The sequence below is a fragment of the Alteromonas sp. 07-89-2 genome (genome assembly GCF_013113925.1).
In the GTDB taxonomy this organism is placed as follows: domain Bacteria; phylum Pseudomonadota; class Gammaproteobacteria; order Enterobacterales; family Alteromonadaceae; genus Alteromonas; species Alteromonas macleodii.
Window position 1 is genome coordinate 58030 of sequence record NZ_VTYM01000018.1, and the last position, 18737, is coordinate 76766.

At 44.6% G+C, this 18737-nt stretch carries 12 protein-coding genes; 11 read left to right on the forward strand and 1 reads right to left on the reverse strand.

The genetic code is table 11. The features are described 5' to 3' along the window. Position 1: 1 nt before the first annotated feature. From dnaJ to F0261_RS13180, 5 genes are all read left to right on the forward strand, one after another. On the forward strand, positions 2-1132 hold the full coding sequence (gene dnaJ / locus F0261_RS13160; RefSeq protein WP_171338187.1) for a molecular chaperone DnaJ: 1131 nt from the start codon (positions 2-4) through the stop codon (positions 1130-1132). 311 nt (positions 1133-1443) lie between these two features. Beyond that, on the forward strand, positions 1444-1929 hold the full coding sequence (locus tag F0261_RS13165; protein ID WP_014978865.1) for a cytochrome c: 486 nt from the start codon (positions 1444-1446) through the stop codon (positions 1927-1929). A gap of 370 nt (positions 1930-2299) precedes the next feature. Continuing rightward, positions 2300-3562 carry a hypothetical protein gene (locus F0261_RS13170; protein ID WP_171338188.1) on the forward strand — a complete coding sequence of 421 codons (1263 nt, stop codon included), beginning with the start codon at positions 2300-2302 and terminating at the stop codon, positions 3560-3562. A gap of 306 nt (positions 3563-3868) precedes the next feature. After that, positions 3869-6457, forward strand: coding sequence for a bifunctional diguanylate cyclase/phosphodiesterase (locus F0261_RS13175; RefSeq protein ID WP_014978867.1), 2589 nt, complete (start codon positions 3869-3871; stop codon positions 6455-6457). Between the two features lie 189 nt (positions 6458-6646). After that, positions 6647-8551, forward strand: coding sequence for a propionyl-CoA synthetase (locus tag F0261_RS13180; protein WP_171338189.1), 1905 nt, complete (start codon positions 6647-6649; stop codon positions 8549-8551). Here F0261_RS13180 and F0261_RS13185 read toward each other — a convergent pair whose 3' ends face one another. Beyond that, complete coding sequence (locus F0261_RS13185) at positions 8552-9235, reverse strand: cytochrome b/b6 domain-containing protein (protein ID WP_044583832.1); 684 nt, start codon at positions 9233-9235, stop codon at positions 8552-8554. Positions 9236-9639: 404 nt separating this feature from the next. Here F0261_RS13185 and dapB point away from each other — a divergent pair, with 404 nt between their 5' ends. The 6 genes from dapB (at position 9640) to F0261_RS13215 (ending at position 18614) form a co-directional block, all read left to right on the forward strand. Next, positions 9640-10443, forward strand: a complete 804-nt coding sequence (dapB, locus tag F0261_RS13190) for a 4-hydroxy-tetrahydrodipicolinate reductase (RefSeq protein WP_014976121.1) — start codon at positions 9640-9642, stop codon at positions 10441-10443. A 371-nt stretch (positions 10444-10814) separates the two neighbouring features. Beyond that, a complete protein-coding gene (gene carA, locus F0261_RS13195; protein WP_014948979.1) occupies positions 10815-11945 on the forward strand; it encodes a glutamine-hydrolyzing carbamoyl-phosphate synthase small subunit in 1131 nt (376 codons plus the stop codon). Between the two features lie 13 nt (positions 11946-11958). Next, positions 11959-15180 carry a carbamoyl-phosphate synthase large subunit gene (carB, locus tag F0261_RS13200; protein WP_171338190.1) on the forward strand — a complete coding sequence of 1074 codons (3222 nt, stop codon included), beginning with the start codon at positions 11959-11961 and terminating at the stop codon, positions 15178-15180. A 117-nt stretch (positions 15181-15297) separates the two neighbouring features. Further along, on the forward strand, positions 15298-15774 hold the full coding sequence (gene greA, locus F0261_RS13205; RefSeq protein WP_014948981.1) for a transcription elongation factor GreA: 477 nt from the start codon (positions 15298-15300) through the stop codon (positions 15772-15774). A gap of 439 nt (positions 15775-16213) precedes the next feature. Further along, positions 16214-18064 carry a hypothetical protein gene (locus F0261_RS13210; protein ID WP_171338191.1) on the forward strand — a complete coding sequence of 617 codons (1851 nt, stop codon included), beginning with the start codon at positions 16214-16216 and terminating at the stop codon, positions 18062-18064. A gap of 10 nt (positions 18065-18074) precedes the next feature. Then, entirely contained in the window at positions 18075-18614 is a 540-nt protein-coding gene (locus tag F0261_RS13215) for an NUDIX hydrolase (protein ID WP_014976126.1), read from the forward strand. Positions 18615-18737 lie beyond the last annotated feature (123 nt).

Sequence of the window (18737 nt, forward strand, 5' to 3'; positions counted from 1 at the left end):
TATGTCGAAACGAGACTACTACGAAGTACTCGGGGTAGATAAAGGCGCAGGCGAACGCGAAATTAAAAAGGCGTATAAGAAGCTGGCGATGAAATATCACCCTGACCGTACGCAAGGCGATAAAGGCCTGGAAGATAAATTTAAAGAAATCCAGGAAGCCTACGAAATTCTGTCAGATTCGCAGAAACGTGCAGCATACGACCAATATGGCCACGCGGGGGTAGACCCTAACCGTGGTGGCGGTGGCTTCGGTGGTGGTGCCGATTTCGGCGATATTTTTGGTGATGTATTTGGTGATATCTTCGGCGGTGGCCGAGGCGGTCGTCAATCTCGCGCACGTCAAGGTTCAGACCTTCGCTACAACTTAGAGCTAACGCTTGAAGAAGCGGTTCGTGGCAAGAGCGTAGATATTCGCGTGCCAACTTTGGTTGAGTGTGAAGTCTGTGATGGTTCTGGTGCGAAGAAAGGTTCTTCACCTAAAACCTGTCCAACCTGTCACGGCAATGGCCAAGTTCAAATGCGCCAAGGTTTCTTTGCTGTTCAGCAAACTTGCCCAACGTGTTCGGGCAAAGGCAAGATCATTGAAGATCCTTGTAACAGCTGTCATGGCCACGGTCGTAAAGAAAAGACTAAGACCCTTAACGTTAAAATTCCAGCTGGCGTAGATACTGGTGATCGTATTCGTCTATCAGGTGAAGGTGAAGCCGGGGAGAACGGTGCACCTCCAGGTGATTTATACGTTCAGGTCCACGTACGTGAGCACGATATCTTTAAGCGCGATGGCAACAATTTGTACTGTGAAGTACCGTTAAGCTTCACTACGGCAGCCCTTGGCGGCGAGCTAGAAGTGCCAACGCTAGATGGAAAAGTAAAACTGAAAATCAGCCCTGAAACGCAGACTGGCCGAATGTTCCGTCTACGTGGTAAAGGTGTTAAATCAGTGCGAAGTGGTGCCATGGGCGACTTGATGTGTAAGGTTGTGGTCGAAACACCAGTAAACTTATCATCTCGCCAAAAAGAACTACTTCAAGAGCTTGAAGAGTCGATGGGTAAAGCGTCAAGTAAGCACAGCCCGAAAGCGCAAGGCTTCTTTGACGGCGTTAAAAAGTTCTTTGACGATTTAACGAACTAATTACTTAGTAGTACATACTTCATTTGAAAGCCCTCAGTTGAGGGCTTTTTTATTTTTGAAAGGCATTCAAACGCGCTCTTATGAGTGGCCAATTGTCCATGCAGATTAGTATTTGTAATAGAAAGTGCTCACTTTAAGAAGGAAAGGGGGAGTTAGTCTTTTCTTTACTTACTTTTACCGCTAAAAATCTTGCGCATCATCCGACTATTCGTCACGATAACCCAAGTATCGGGACTTTTAGCTTGTTGACTACAAGGCTTAAAAGCCCGTTTGAGACCAATGAATAATATTTACCTAACAAGGGAACAGGCATGAAATTTTCAACTAAATTGCTACTGAGCGCTGCCACGGCAGGCGCAATCTTATCAGGCTCGGTATTAGCTGCTGACGTGACAGAAGCAACGTCAGAAAAACACGCGGGAGCTGCAACACAATATCGCCAGGCCGTTTTTCAGTTAGTACGCAGTAACATGGGACCTTTAGGTGGCATGGCAAAAGGTGCTTTACCTTTTGACGAAAGCGTTATGGAAACAAATGCCGTACGTCTAGAGCAACTTGCTGACATGATGGGCGATTATTTATCAGTTGATACCCGTAAGTATGACGTTGAAACTGGCGCAAAAGATGACATTTGGGAAAATTTCTCAGATGTAGAAAAGAAAGTGATGGCACTTAAAACGGCAGCGCAAGGGCTTCAAGCAGCTGTTAAAGCGGGTGATGAAAGCGCGTATAGAGGTGCAATCGGTAAAATTGGTGCAAGCTGTAAATCATGCCATGACGACTATAAGAAGGACTAGCCCAAGCTTGTTTTTCAACACGTGAAAGCGCTCTAATATCGGGTCAGTAAGAATGTGCCTATTGCATTTTACTGACCCAAAACCTCTATTAATACTTCGATGCGTTAATTAGTATTTTATAATTAAATCATACAGGTAAATTAAGAGTGGCGCTAAAGCGCACACTCGCAACCTTCCTCAAACAGCAGTGTACTTTTTCGTCCAGGGCTTTGTAGGTAATAAGCATCAGGCATCGCCACACACTTAGCCACCTCAGAAATTGACTTCATTATAGCCTTGTAGAACGTGTCTACGAGAGTACATCGTTAAGACCCATACGCTGTGGTATATTCGTAAGTGCTTAACAACAGATTTTTAATATGGAGATAAGATGCGCCCCTCGCTAACGTATGTAGGTACACTGGACGATGTTGTAGAGCGTTTTCCTTGGCAATTCGACGCTGATATAAACTACTTTAATCAATTGCTAGTGAGGAAGGCTATATTAGGAGAGAAGATACTTATCAATGATGGGTATTTACTTAATAATAGTGCGGCAAGGCAAGCTATTCTAAACCCCAGTTGTTCTCCGCTCACGTCACTAATCGAGCAAGGTTTTGTAAGGATCTTATCGCGGAACGCCGACTTAGTCTCCTTACCAGAGAAAATGGCGGATCAAGGTGTTGCCAGTTTCAACGTTTTGAAAAATTCTGCCGAATGGCCAAGTTTGAAGCGAGAATTACGTAAGTGGCAGCCACTGTTAGAAGAAACGGATAATTTTATACCTTGGCCAGAAAAACACATCAGTCATGGCTTTGATCAAATGATCATGCGGTTGGCTGAACGCACACCAGAAGACTTAACAATTGGCAGTGTCAGTCATGACCAGTGGCGACGAGTGTTTGATTTGTATGAACAATCAAATCGATACGACAAAGAGGCTACCCGAACCCGTTGGGAGTCTGCGGTCACTGAGTGCTTAGCTGATAACCATCAAGGGCGTCTAGCTATGATGCACCTGGCCTGTGAGGCGTATCACTACAATTTTGGTGTTTGCTTGGGCAGCCAGACATCTTTGTCGAAACAGCAAATTTTGGTCGAAACACGGTTTAGCTCAGCGTTTGCTGATTTATCCAAAGTAGATCAAGAGTTACAAATGCAGCACGTTTCAATACCCGGATTGCGTGTACCGCAAAATATATCAATGAATAGCGGGCCAAAGTGGGCGGAACTAGTATCTCCGTTTAGTGATGTCGGCAAACAGTTGAGAGCGTACCGTCAAGCTCAAGATGACTATTTTTCTGGGCAAGGTACAGAAGAGTGTTTAACTGCTGAGGCTCTTGCCTATTCGAAGCAGTTGTCATCGTTGTTTGGTGAAAAGCAATCGGAATCTGCAGTCGCGAGGGTCGCTATTGGCGTAGGCTTTTTCGCTGCGGGGCTTATGGCTGCGGGTCCAGAAGTAGCGGCAGTCCTTTGGCTGACAGAAAATTACTTGTATCCGACAATAACGCGTAAATTCAAGCTGCGTGACCGTGAATTTTTTAGCAAAAATACACCCCTTTCCACGCGAACTGTTTCTAGCGCGCTAAGCTCAGTAGTGTTAGATCCTGTTCAGATAAAAGAGCTCGCAAGTACTATCCCAAATTTCAAATAGTTAATTCGTAAAAAGAGGAACTTTCCACGGATTCGAAACGTTTTAACGGGTTTTTGCTGGAAGTTTGTACAATTCTTGGCTATGTTAAACACTCAGGCTTGGCGATAGTTTTCTTCGACTGAAGGTACGCGTTTAGGTACCCAATCTTCGCAGGTCCTGCTTTTAAAAAATATAAAACAGCTCGTAGACAACTGAAACAGCAAAACTTGTAAAGCGCTTAAAACCACGACACAACTTTTCATCCTTTTATTGTCGTGCTGCTATCGTTTGTGCTGAATTCGAAGAGATATCAAAAGGTTTGCTTAGATGGATTTACGCAGTGAACGCATGTTGTCAACCATGCGCACAACACAGCAAAACATTTCTGTGTTGCTCAATGAAAGTCGAACGAAAACAGAGGCTCTGTGTATATTACTTGCCTCGGTAAACCCTAGCAATGGAAGAGCAACGGTATTATCTTGCGACGTAAACCACCTATCATTAGAAGCCGAGAGTGTTGTTTTTCCTTCACACGTATTGCTCATGCTCCCGCTTACACCTTTGAGCGCTCCAATACCTTGCAAAGATTTTATCTTTCCCCCTTCACTCGAACATTATGCTGATAGCTATGTAGTAGTCGCTACCGTGCGAGATATGCAAAATGAAGTAATGGGTGTTGTTCTCACTTTTGTACGCCACAGTGTATTGAGCCCTCTACAACATACATTGATAGATATTACGCGCCAAAAAGTAGAGCTTAGTTACCAATACGAGCTAGCGCGTCATCCCTATTCAGACAAGTTATCCGAACAGCTTGCCTTGTTAGAAGAGGTGAGTTCAATTTCTAAAGTGGGCGCGTGGGAGATTGACAGATTCACAGGCGTACTTTCTCTGACTGAGGTGATGAAAGCCTTATTAGGCTTACCTCGTGTAAAAAGCGTCGGCCTTAATGAAGTGCTCGATATGCTTACCTCGAGTGATAGAAGAGACTTAAAGCAGCGCGTTTTTAAAGCGCTTAAAGAAGATAGAGAGTTCGTAAAGCACTTTGAATTTCACGACAAGCAAGGTCGCAGAAAAAGTATAAAACTAACCGTCTTCTTACAGGTTCAGCGAGGAAATACTAGCGGAATTAAATTAACCCGGCTTTATGGCGCAGTGCAGGATGAAACGGAAATACAGCGTCTATCGGATTCACAACATAACTACACAGATTATCTGACCAGTTTATTGAATAATGTGGATAGCGTGGTGTTAAGCATAGATGAACATGGCACTATTTTAACTGCAAATGAACGCGTTTATTCCGTATTAGGCTTTGAGCCCGAAGAGCTGATTGGGCAAGATATAAAATTAATATCAACCAAGGTGCAAAATACCGATGCGCCTTCTTGTTTCATAAACTTACCAGCGGGTTTAGCATGGTGTAGCGAAAATGGCTCGGTAAACGAATGTCTTCGCCATAAAAATGGTAAACGTATTGCCTGTGAAGTTAATTTGTCGAAATGCTCTGTGCATAATCAACAATTAATTATCGCCTCAGTGCGCGATATCACTAATCAAAACCACGAAATTGAGCATTACAAACAACTCGCTTTAATCGATACGGTGACAGGTCTTCCGAACTTACACCAATTTGAGCGATACCTTGGCGATAAAGCTCATGACGACAAGTCATCTAAACCATTTGCCACGTTTATGCGCGTTGCTATCTGTAACATAAAAGAATACGAAAATGCGTTTGGGGAGCCAACGATAGACTATATTCTGAGAATTTTGGCCAGTCGCTTCATTCGCATATTCGAAATTAACAAGCGCAATTCAGCCAGTATCTTCAAATGTGAGAGAGGCGCTTTTTATATTCATCTTCATCAATATTTTAGTGAAGAAGCACAGTCTCTAAATGCTGCACACGATTGCGCTATTCTTATCCACGATCACGTGCTAGCGCCAATAACCCTGCACAACAGCCTCTTAAATATTGAAACGCAAACCATAAGTTGCACGGTTCCAACAAAGCATTTTTCGTTTAAAAAGATAAAAGAACTATTGTCGAGAAAACCTTTAAGAGAGGTAAAAAATACTTCTACTTTTAAGTCGGAGCACGAGTATTTTCATGTTAATGCAAGTGATATCGAGCGATACAATTACATTAAACACTCTCTGAGCAGGGCTATTTCTAACAACGAGTTATATATTGAGCTTCAACCTCAATATGATGCAACGAAGAGCGTTATAAGCTCAGAGGTGTTGTTAAGGTGGAAGCATCCTCATATGGGTACAGTAAGCCCTTCTGAATTCATTCCTATTGCCGAAGAGAATGATTTTATTGCTGAACTCGGGCTGTGGGTGTGCAACGAAGCTTGCAGGTTACTTAGTGAATGCCAGTCAGAGAACATTAACACTAAGTTGTCTGTCAATATCAGTGCAATGCACTTAGCGCGAGCTGATTTTGTGAGTAAGTTTGTCGCAATAGTAAATAAGTGGCGCGTGTCACACAAAAATTTAACTCTAGAGCTCACTGAAGGTGCATTGATAAGAGGCGTGAGCGTTATTCAACGTCGCGTTAGAGAATTAGCGGAACAAGGGTTTAGTTTATCTATCGACGATTTTGGTCTTGGTGACTCAAATTTAAATTATCTTCAAGACTTGCCAATTACCGAACTGAAAGTGGACAGGGTATTTGTCGAAGCGATGGAAGGCTCGCAGCAAAAAACATTATTGGTTACAAGTATTTGCAACATGGCCAAAGCGTTACACATAAATACCGTAGCTGAGGGAATAGAGACAACGGGTCAATTAGATCAAGCTAAGGCATGTGGTTGCGGAGCATTTCAGGGATATTATTTAGATAAACCCATGAGTGTAGATGATTGGAAAAGTAAAATTAGTGAGAAGCAATATAAAGAAGGTAGTTAACCTTACGCAGTCGAGGGCTTATTCAAGTATGCGTTGAAACAACCGCTTCGATACCTCTTGTTATCAAATAGGGAAATAAAGTTTAACTTTATGTAAATCAATTTGTTAGTCGATCTACGCCTGAAGTCTTATTAGTAGATGTCATGTAACTATCGTAGGGTGAAGATAAACCCTACTCAGGACATGGTTATGACTTATAAAGATGAATATACTGCCTCGACCCAGCACCCCGATGAGTTTTGGTTAGACCAAGCACAAAAGCTAGCGTGGTTTCAACCTCCTCAAAAAGGATGCCAACCTACCGATAATGGTTACTTCGACTGGTTTAGGGGAGGGCAGCTTAACACCAGCTATTTAGCGCTCGATCATCACGTAAAAAATGGTCGTGGCGATAAAGCCGCGCTTATTTATGACTCACCTGTTACACAAACCACTCAGCACTTTACTTACAAAGAGCTATTAAACCGTGTTGCCGAGTTCGCAGGCGGCTTATCTCGCTTGGGTGTGACGAAAGGTGACCGCGTGATTATCTACATGCCCATGATCCCGCAAGCAGTGATCGCGATGCTTGCTTGCGCTCGTTTGGGAGCTGTGCACTCTGTGGTGTTTGGCGGCTTTGCCGCAAATGAGCTTGCAGTACGAATAGATGACGCAAAACCGATAGTTATTGTTACTGCGTCATGTGGCATTGAAGGCAATAAAGTTCTACCGTACAAGCCTCTTGTTGATGAAGCAATATCATTAGCAGAGCACAAACCACAGGCATGCGTGTTGTATCAACGCGCTCAGCTAATTGCTGAGTTAAATGAAGCAACTGATCACGATTGGCTCTCTCTGGTTGAAGCTAGCGTGCCAGCTTCTCCTGTTGCCGTCGATGCAACTGACCCGCTTTATGTTCTTTATACTTCAGGTACAACCGGTAAACCTAAGGGTGTTGTTCGAGATAATGGCGGGCACGCGGTTGCTCTTCATTATTCAATGGGCGCGATTTACGGTATTAGTGAGGACGATATTTTTTGGGCTGCATCGGATGTTGGTTGGGTGGTCGGTCATTCATATATTGTCTATGGCCCGCTTATAAAAGGCGCAACGACGGTACTGTACGAAGGAAAACCCATTGGCACTCCTGATGCCGGTGCATTTTGGCGTATGATAGAGTCTCACAAAGTGAATGTGCTTTTTGCTGCACCAACAGCATTTAGAGCGATACGAAAAGCGGACCCTGATGCTGAGTTTTTATCTAAATACAATACGTCGAGCTTGCGTACCTTATTTATGGCGGGTGAACGTTTAGATCCGCCAACATATTTCTGGGCGAGCGAGAAAGTAGGTGTTCCCGTTATCGACCATTGGTGGCAAACCGAAACTGGCTGGCCAATTTGTTCAAACCCGATGGGGCTTGAACCATTGGCCACGAAACCCGGTTCATCAAGCGTGCCTACACCTGGATTTAACGTAAAGGTATTGCAGGGTGCTGATGAACAGCAAGTAACCGGTGAAAAAGGCGCTATTGCTATCAAGTTACCGCTTCCCCCAGGTTGTTTGACAACGATTTGGCAAGACCATCAACGGTTTGTTGATGGCTATTTACGAGAATTTGAAGGGTATTACAGCACCGGAGATAACGGGTACGTAGATGAAGGTGGCTACGTATTTATTATGGGTCGCACCGACGATGTCATAAACGTTGCCGGGCACCGGTTATCTACCGGTGAAATGGAAGAAGTGCTTGCAGGACATCCTGCCATTGCTGAATGTAGTGTAATAGGCATCCATGATGCACTGAAAGGGCAATTGCCAGTTGGATTGGTACTGCTAAAAGACGGCGTTACCGTTGATGAACAGGCTCTTGAGCAAGATTTGGTTCAACGGGTTCGAGATAAAATCGGGCCAGTGGCGTGCTTTAAGCGAGCCATCGTCGTCAATCGTTTACCCAAAACCCGGTCAGGTAAAATACTCCGCAAACTTCTGCGTCAAATTGCAGCCAATGAATCTGTTGCCGTACCCTCAACCATCGATGATCCGTCAAGCGTAAGCGAGATTGAGACGCTCATGCGAGAGAAGGGCTTGGTCAACAAGCCCACGGCTGTTTAGCTAGTAGTAATATTCATCTGCCTGTGGAGCTGGCGGGTATACTTCAATAGCCACATATACAGCTGCTGCGGCGATGAGCGCCACAACAAAAGCACGTAGAATTCGCGAGTCAGTAATACCTGCTGTTGCTGACTCCTTATTGCCATGCACCATGGCGGGAACCAATTTTTGCTTCTTATACACGCTGTAAAATATTACCGCGCCTATATGAAGTGCGATAACGTACAGTAACACATCAAAGGCAAGGTGATGCAGAGTGTTCATTAGCGCTAGTGTTTCTTCTCCGGCTAACTGGCGATAGGGACCGTCTAAGAAAATATCATCGGTCATGAACAATCCCGATACCGCTTGTATGGTAAGCAACACTAGCATAACGACGACAAACCATCCGCCTAAAGGGTTGTGGCCAATAGCGGGTTCGGACTGCCTATTAAATAAGGTTTTTATATAATTGAAAACCTTTCTGGGACCAGTAATAAAGCTACTGAACTTGGCGTGTTGCGTACCAACAAATCCCCAGATTATGCGGAAAACGATAAGGAATAAGGTGAAGTACCCAATGTAAAAGTGCCATTGAACTTTGTTTTCAAGCCATTCTACTGTTGCATATTGCGCTAAAAGGCTCGCTACAATAAGCCAGTGAAAAAGCCGGGTGGGAATATCCCATATAAGAGTTTTTTGCATAGTAAATTTAGTTGGGTTGTATTTTGACTTACTCACACTTGCCGTTCAGCGGTGACGAATAAGTACTCGGTCATCTGTTAATTGCCATAGCGTCGCTTAACTTTCTCTATAAAACAAGTAGGCCCAACGGCAGAAAGCCTCTGTTTGTCTTAGTGTTGCAATTAGGACATGTTGATCTTTGCATCAAAAATGCGCAGTAAAGCTCAACATGTCCTAAGCATCGTGTACTGAATTTTTTTTACACCCGAGCCTGAAGCTTTGGCAAAGAACTATGCAGATTGGTAGTGGTTAAATCTTACCGATTCCTTGTTATGCCTATTTAATATGAATCTCACATTGCAATAGTGACGGCATTTGGCAAAATGCCTCACAGTTGAAGGTCTAAAAAAGTGTAAAACGAAAAAATGAAAGTAGGATTATTTGGCGCCAACGGGCGTATGGGACGGGTTTTAGTTGAAGCGCTAGATTTAAGTGACGATGCACAACTTAGCGTGGCAACGGTACGCGATGATTCACCTTGGGTTGGACTAAATGTAGGCGAACTTGCAGGCATTGGAAAAAAAGACGTTGATTGTACTGCGCTATCAGATTTAAGTGGTAATGATGCAGATGTAATGATCGATTTCACCCTGCCTTCGGTTATTGAAAGTAATCTTACGTGGTGCGTTAAAAATAAAATGCCTGTTGTTATTGGAACTACTGGATTAAACGATTCACAGTTGGCGGCACTCGACGAAGCAGCAAAGCATATACCTATCGTATTTGCGGCTAATTACAGTGTGGGCGTAAATTTAATGCTTTCCCTAGTTCGACAAGCTGCAAGTGTGCTGGGTGAAACGGCTGACATCGAAATAACAGAAGCACATCACAGATTTAAACAAGACGCGCCTTCTGGTACAGCCATGGCCATTGGTGAAGCCATTGCCGACGAATTGGGCCGTGATTTAAAAACCTGCGCTGTATACGGCAGAGAAGGAAAAGAGCCTGAACGCGACCAAGGTACTATTGGCTTCGCAACTATTCGAGCCGGAGACATCGTCGGTGAACACACAGCCTTATTTGCAGATATTGGTGAGCGCCTAGAGATTACGCACAAGGCATCAAGTCGACTTACTTTTGCGAAAGGCGCAGTGCATGCAGCAAAGTGGTTGTATGGAAAAGAACCTGGTCTATACTCCATGGTTGATGTACTTGATTTAAAGCTATAGGCGTTTTTATGCCAGCATGCTGTAGCTAAATTAGCAGGCGAGCTTGAGGGCGTTATCAAGGTGTTAAACTAAAGTTGCACTTTAAATGAGCAATAAGCCGTACTTTCGGTGGTTCTGCGCAAAAATGGTGGTATAAGCGGTATTTTAGTAAATTATTACAAATAAATTTGCCATTTTCGGTCAGTGATGTATACTCGCCGGAATTTGCCAGAATTTCGTATTCTGAGGCCGCCAAAATGGCTGAAGAGTGCGGTTTTATTAGCTGCAAAGATCGTAAAACGGGATGTATTGTTATCAATAACTCCCGTTTTTTGTGGGGTTTGTGCAGAAAACTGCACAAACACATAGTTATCCTTAATCTGGAGGTTGACTTGGCTAATTCTGCCCTTTTGGTGTTAGAGGATGGTTCTGTTTTTAAAGGTACGGCGATAGGCGCTACAGGCTCCGCCGTTGGGGAAGTCGTTTTTAATACTTCCATGACCGGCTATCAAGAAATTCTCACCGACCCATCCTACGCTGAACAACTCATCACCCTTACTTATCCACACATTGGCAACACCGGCACTAACGAAGAAGACGTCGAAGCAGATAAAATCTGGTCGAAAGGTCTAATCATCCGTGACCTACCTCTTGTTGCTAGTAACTTTCGTCAACAGCAAACTTTGTCTGAATACCTTAAAGCGAAAGGCGTTGTGGGTATTGCCGACATTGATACACGTCGCTTAACGCGTATCTTGCGAGACAAAGGTGCACAAAACGGCTGCATTATTTGCTCTGATGAATTAGACGAGTCTAGCGCACTAGCGCAAGCAAAAGCTTTCCCTGGCCTTAAAGGCATGGATTTGGCAAAAGTAGTAAGTATTACTGAGCCAAAAACATGGACAGAAGGCAGTTGGGAACTTGGTAAAGGTTATGTAACACCAAGCGAGTTCAAATATCACGTTGTTGCTTTTGACTACGGTGTTAAAAATAATATTCTTCGCATGCTAGCTGACCGCGGTTGTAAAGTTACGTTAGTACCAGCGCAAACGCCTGCTGAAGACGTACTAGCCATGAATCCTGACGGTGTATTTTTGTCAAATGGCCCGGGCGACCCAGAGCCATGTGACTATGCAGTAACCGCAATCAAAACTATCGTCGAAACCGGTACGCCTGTATTTGGTATTTGTCTTGGTCACCAGCTACTTGCTATAGCAAGTGGTGCGAAGACAGTTAAGATGAAGTTTGGTCACCACGGTGCAAACCACCCGGTTAAAGACCTTAAGCGCAATGTAGTTATGATCACTAGCCAAAACCACGGTTTTGCTGTTGATGAGTCTAGCTTGCCAGATAACCTAGAAGTAACTCACATTTCGTTGTTCGACAAGTCGCTGCAAGGTATTCACCGCACCGACAAGCCTGCGTTCAGCTTCCAGGGACACCCTGAAGCCAGCCCAGGTCCTCATGAAGCGGCACCGTTATTCGACCACTTCATTGAACTTATTGAACAACACAAGCAGTAGGAATTAGCCCGCTATGCCAAAACGTACCGACATACAAAGTATTCTTATCATTGGTGCTGGCCCTATTGTTATCGGCCAGGCTTGTGAATTCGATTATTCAGGCGCGCAAGCGTGTAAAGCCCTTCGAGAAGAAGGCTACCGTGTTATTTTGGTTAACTCTAACCCAGCAACCATTATGACCGACCCAGAAATGGCAGATGCGACTTACATCGAGCCTATTCACTGGGAAGTGGTTCGCAAGATCATCGAAAAAGAACGTCCAGATGCCATCTTACCTACAATGGGTGGACAAACTGCGCTTAACTGTGCGCTAGAGCTAGACAAGCACGGCGTACTAGAAGAGTTCGGTTGTGAGCTCATCGGTGCAACGGCAGATGCAATCGATAAAGCAGAAAACCGCGAGCGCTTTGACAAAGCAATGAAAAACATCGGCCTTGAATGTCCACGTGCGGAAATCGCGCACAGCATGGATGAAGCGCACGATGTACTAAGCCGCATCGGCTTCCCTTGTATCATTCGTCCGTCTTTCACCATGGGTGGAACCGGCGGCGGTATCGCGTACAACATTGATGAATTTAATGAAATTTGTCACCGAGGCTTAGACCTTTCACCTACCAACGAGCTGCTTATCGATGAATCGTTGCTAGGTTGGAAAGAGTACGAAATGGAAGTAGTACGCGATAAAGCAGATAACTGCATTATTGTATGTACTATCGAAAACTTCGACCCTATGGGCGTGCATACCGGCGACTCAATCACAGTTGCTCCAGCACAAACCCTGACTGACAAAGAATTCCAGCTAATGCGTAATGCAGCGATGGCTGTACTGCGTGAGATTGGTGTTGAAACCGGCGGTTCAAACGTACAGTTCGGTGTAGATCCGAAAACTGGCCGTATGGTCATCATCGAGATGAACCCGCGTGTATCGCGTTCATCAGCGCTTGCGTCGAAAGCAACAGGTTTCCCAATCGCGAAAGTGGCTGCGAAACTTGCGGTAGGTTACACGCTAGATGAATTAGCGAATGATATTACAGGTGGCTTAACGCCAGCCTCTTTCGAGCCTTCTATTGACTACGTAGTGACTAAGATCCCACGCTTTAACTTTGAGAAGTTTGCCGGTGCTAACGACCGACTGACTACCCAAATGAAGTCTGTAGGTGAAGTGATGGCGATTGGCCGTAACCAGCAAGAATCACTGCAAAAAGCCCTTCGTGGTCTTGAAGTAGGTGCGACAGGCCTGAACCCAATGGTTGACCTTGAAGACCCTGAGTCACGTAATAAAGTGGTTTATGAACTTCGTCAGCCTGGTGCAGAGCGCATTTGGTACATCGGTGATGCATTCCGTATGGGCATGACGGTTGAAGAGGTATTTAACCTTACTAATATCGACCGCTGGTACCTTGTACAGCTTGAAGAGCTTATTCTTCTTGAAGCTAAAGTAGCAGAGCTTGGTTTACCGAGTATTGATGCTGACTTTATGCGCGCACTTAAGCGTAAAGGCTTCTCTGATGCGCGTCTTGCTGAGCTAACCAAAGTGGCAGAAAGCGATATTCGTGAAACCCGTCGTGACTTTGGAATTTCTCCTGTCTACAAGCGTGTAGATACTTGTGCAGCAGAATTCTCGACCAGTACAGCTTACATGTACTCAACGTATGACGAAGAGTGTGAAGCAGCGCCAACTGACAAAGACAAGATCATGGTTTTGGGCGGCGGTCCAAACCGAATTGGTCAAGGTATTGAGTTCGACTACTGCTGTGTTCACGCGGCGCTTTCAATGCGTGAAGACGGTTACGAGACCATTATGGTCAACTGTAACCCTGAGACAGTATCTACCGATTACGACACATCAGACCGTCTGTACTTCGAGCCAGTAACGTTGGAAGATGTACTTGAAATCGTTGCTAAAGAGCAGCCTAAAGGCGTTATCGTGCAGTATGGTGGTCAAACGCCACTTAAACTTGCGCGTGCACTAGAGGCGGCGGGTGTACCGGTTATCGGTACCTCACCAGAAGCGATTGACCGTGCCGAAGACCGTGAGCGCTTCCAGCAAATGGTGAACAAGCTTAACCTCAAGCAGCCTGCGAATGCCACGGTAACTAACGTTGAGCAAGCGCTAACTATGGCTGAAGAGATTGGCTTCCCGCTAGTGGTTCGTCCAAGCTACGTGCTAGGTGGTCGTGCGATGGAAATCGTGTATGACCTCAAAGATCTTAAGCGTTACCTTAATGAAGCGGTTAAAGTGTCCAACGACGCGCCAGTATTGCTAGACCGTTTCTTGGATGATGCTATTGAAGTTGATATCGATGCTATTTGCGACGGCAAAGACGTAGTGATTGGCGGCATCATGGAACACATTGAACAAGCGGGTGTTCACTCTGGTGACTCTGCGTGTTCATTACCTCCACACTCGCTTTCAAAAGAGATTCAAGATGTCATGCGCGAACAAGTTAAAGCCATGGCGCTTGAACTTGGCGTAGTCGGTCTGATGAACACACAGTTTGCGATTAAAGATGGTGAAGTATACCTAATCGAGGTTAACCCTCGTGCAGCACGTACCGTTCCATTCGTTTCTAAGGCAACGGGTGTACCTCTTGCTAAAGTTGCAGCACGTGTAATGGCTGGCGTGAGCCTAGCCGAGCAGGGCGTAACAGAGGAAGTGATTCCACCTTTCTACTCTGTGAAAGAAGTGGTGCTTCCATTTGCTAAGTTCCAAGGTGTTGACCCACTGCTAGGCCCAGAGATGCGCTCAACGGGTGAAGTAATGGGCGTTGGCGATACCTTCGAAGAAGCCTATGCTAAAGCTAACTTAGGTGCGGGTGCGCCACTACCTAAGCAAGGTAAAGCGTTAATTTCAGTACGTGATAACGACAAGCCTCGTATGATCGCACTGGCAAAAGCGTTAGTCGAAGCGGGCTTCAGCATTGAAGCTACCCGCGGTACGGCTACCGAGCTTTATGATGCAGGCATAATGAGTACTGTGGTTAATAAGATGTCTGAAGGCCGCCCTAATATTGTTGATGCAATCAAAAATGGCGAATACGCGTATTTGATTAATACAACAGAAGGTCGTCAAGCCATCACCGACTCAGTGTACATTCGTCGTGAAGCCTTGCTAAACAAGGTAACCTACACCACGACAATGAACGCAGCGTTCGCAACTATCCGTGCTAAGTCTGCTGATGACCGCAATAAAGTGGCGTCAGTTCAAGAACTACACGCTAGACTCAAACACTAATGACATACGCTAGGATACGAGGTATCCTAGCAATATTACATTTGTGTGAACGAATAAAAAGTGCGCCTTTGCGGCGCACTTTTCTGTTTAAATTACTAGCTAAGTGAGACGGTATTCATGAGTCAGTATCCAATGACAGCGCGCGGCGCTCAAATGCTGCGTGACGAATTAAATGAGCTAAAAACCAAAACACGCCCACGTATTATCGAGTCTATTGCCGAAGCACGTGAACATGGTGACTTAAAAGAAAATGCTGAATATCACGCGGCCCGTGAGCAGCAAAGCTTCTGTGAAGGCCGCATTCAAGATATTGAAGGCAAGCTATCAAATGCACAGATTATCGACGTTACCAAAATGGAAAATACGGGAAAGGTTATTTTCGGCACTACCGTAACCATTCTAAACGTCGATACCGATGAAGAAACCACCTACCGTATTGTTGGTGATGACGAAGCTGATATTAAGAACAACTTGATTTCGGTTAATTCACCTATCGCTCGTGGTCTAATAGGCAAAGAGCTTGATGACATGGTAACGATTCAAACGCCAGCCGGCGCAGTTGAAGTTGAAATCATCGAAGTAGAATATATCTAACTACGCAAGCCAGCAGAGTCCTTCTGCTGGCTATATTTTCCGTCACAAAACTTCTGAATCCGATCATGGATTGTAATCTGTTAAGCCAAAGCGTTTTTTAATTTTCTTGCCTGTGTATTGTTGTTTAGTAAGCATTAATTGAACTCAACGGTTAGCACTGTTCCTGCTTCGCTCGTACTTTAAGTATAAAATTAAGTGATGACGCTGTCCCGTTAGCTCACTTTTGCGTTTTCCTATCCCAAAATACATGCGATTTAATGCAGAGCAACAATCAGTTACTGCAACGCACTATTGCGGGGTTTAACGTAGATTAAAAACGGTAAATAGCCCGAGCTTAAAAAATTGTAGTCTCTGACTGGCGGGGCGCTCTACTTAAAATCATTGCTCAATCTACTTACACTAAGTATGATTTTTCCTTTTGTTTTCGAAAGGATGCATCATGGCTTATGATTTTGGTTCTCAGACTCTAGGGATAAAGAACCCATTTAAGACAGAAGGAGCGCTTAGAACACTGGGTGGTGTCTTAACGCTATTGTTAGCGGTTTACGTTGTTTTCACAGTACCGGCAATATTTGAAGCCAACAAGGTGAAAGGCTATACCTTGCTAGCGGTTGGTTTTGTTTTAGTAGTATCGGGAATACGCCATACGGCGGTTGGTATCCTTCAACTTATGCGCTTTTTTGTAGGTAGAACGGTTCCCACTTCACTGGCCTACAACTTCTCAAAATCTGAACAAGATGCTGCTCAGGCAGAGCAAAAATCCCTGCTTTACTCAAAAGAGTCACTGCACTCTATGCTTATGGGAAGACGAAATACTACCTTTGAGGAGCCAAAAGGCTGGCTCGCTCGGCTAGTTCACAGCGTTTTTCCTAAGCTTGTTTTCTTACCTTACCCGCTACGCCATCTTGCCCAAGAAATTTTAGCCATGGGGGCGACACTTATCGTGGGCTTAGTTACCTACGCCATCGTCTATTTTTTAGTAAGTAATGGCTTTGCAGGTGAAGTCGCAAAAATTGTCGTTATGCCTGTTCTTTCTTTGATATTGCTTATCTATTTTGTTGCCAACTGGACCTCTACGGCAAAGGGCATCCATAACGAAGGAAACTCGCAACTTGCTAAAGCGGGAGGGTTGTCAATTGGTGTAATCATTGGATTAGCACTAGTCGTTCCTCTTGGTGCGGGTGTGTTTCTCGATGGTGTGGTGGGAAGTAATATCAATGAACTTAAAACTTGGTCTGAAGAACATGCTTTTTTTAGCGCTTGGCTGAACTTTGTATACCTTTTCATCAGTATCGGCGTGGTGATAGGTCTTGTATTTCCATTGCTTAAAAAGCGCATGGATTTAGTGACACCACAAACTGAAGTCAGCGAATTTCGAGCAAACATGCAAGAGTCTGTTCATCCCAATGAGATTTTTATCAATATAGAAAACATCGTGCTTGCCAACCGTCGTTACAAGGAAGTCCCAAACAGAATATACGCCGATTTTGTTCCTAAGCTTAAAGAGCAGGCTGAAGGGAAGGGTAGTTTCGAAGGGGAATTACTGATAGAAACTCAGCCAACCCTCAGTGAGGGGGTGGCATTACCCAGAGGGGCTAAAGTAGCGCTGAGCGCCATTGCGCAAGTTGCCGTCGTTGTTGCCGCGGTATTGTTTTACTCATCTGGCGTACAGCTTGCTGAGCTACTACATCTGGTTATCAATATCGGTGTAGATAACAGCGCACTGTTGAACAATGCTTTTTCTATGGTCAATAATTTACTCATGCTGATATTCGCTTGGCTTACTTTCAGAGCGGCAGGAAGTATTTTAAATAACGCGTCTCACATGTTTTGGGGCGAGCTGAACTTTAACTCTTTGCTTATGTACATGAAAACCGAAGGCACGTATACCGAGTCTAGAGTTTCAACAGGTATGGCAATTCACGATTCTACACGGTCTGAAAATGTCGTAGTTAGAAGCAGTATCACACCGTGGATCATTACTAGCCGAATTAACACTTCTATATTCGCCACTAGCGGTATGAACAATCTGGAAGCCCCGCGCTTTGTAATGGGAATGAACAAAAACGACGGAGAATTGAAGGAAATCGTCGACGAAATTAAAGCATTCTTACGCGGTAGAGAGACCATCGCTTCAATCACTAATGAATCAGACTTAGCCAATGCAAGTACCATTCATCAAGTTAATCAACAAACCCGAGCGTTTAATAAAAACCCTGACGATCGCCTAACACTTAAAGAGACGGAAGAAAGTGCAGGTTTTCTTCGAAACGAAAAAGACAGTGAGTGAGGAGTGAGGCATGGCTGATATTAAAACACTAGATACAAAAGTTGTGTACGAAAACAAATGGCTTCGCGTAAGAGAAGACAAAATACAACGCAGCAGTGGAAACGAAGGCATTTACGGCGTGGTGGAAAAGCCTGACTTCGCTATTATTTTACCGATAGAAGGCGATACGGTTTACATGGTTGAGCAATATCGCTATACCATAAAAGAGCGCCAGCTTGAGTTGCCTCAAGGTGCATGGGAAAGTAACCCTGATGTCGACCCTGTTGAATTGGCGAAAGGTGAACTTAAAGAAGAGACTGGCTTAACTGCAGATTCAATGGAATATGTGGGATTTCAATATTTAGCATACGGTTTTTGTAATCAGGGTTATCACATTTATGTAGCTAAAGGCCTCACCCAAGGCGCACAAAAACTCGATGTTGAGGAAGAAGACTTGCGCGTTGTTTCACTCTCCTTAAATGAATTAAAGGAGAAAATAAAACGTGGAGAAATCAAGGACGCAAGCACCTGTAACGCAGTGGGGTTAGCCATGCTTAAGGGGATTATCTAGGGCCTGTTGTCCTTTGGTTTACGAATTTTGGTCTAAATGGAAGCCTTTTAATCGCGAAACAGTCCTGCAAGCCTAGCGGGCTAAGTTAAAGGACTGTGACAAAGAGTAAAAGGCTTCCATAAC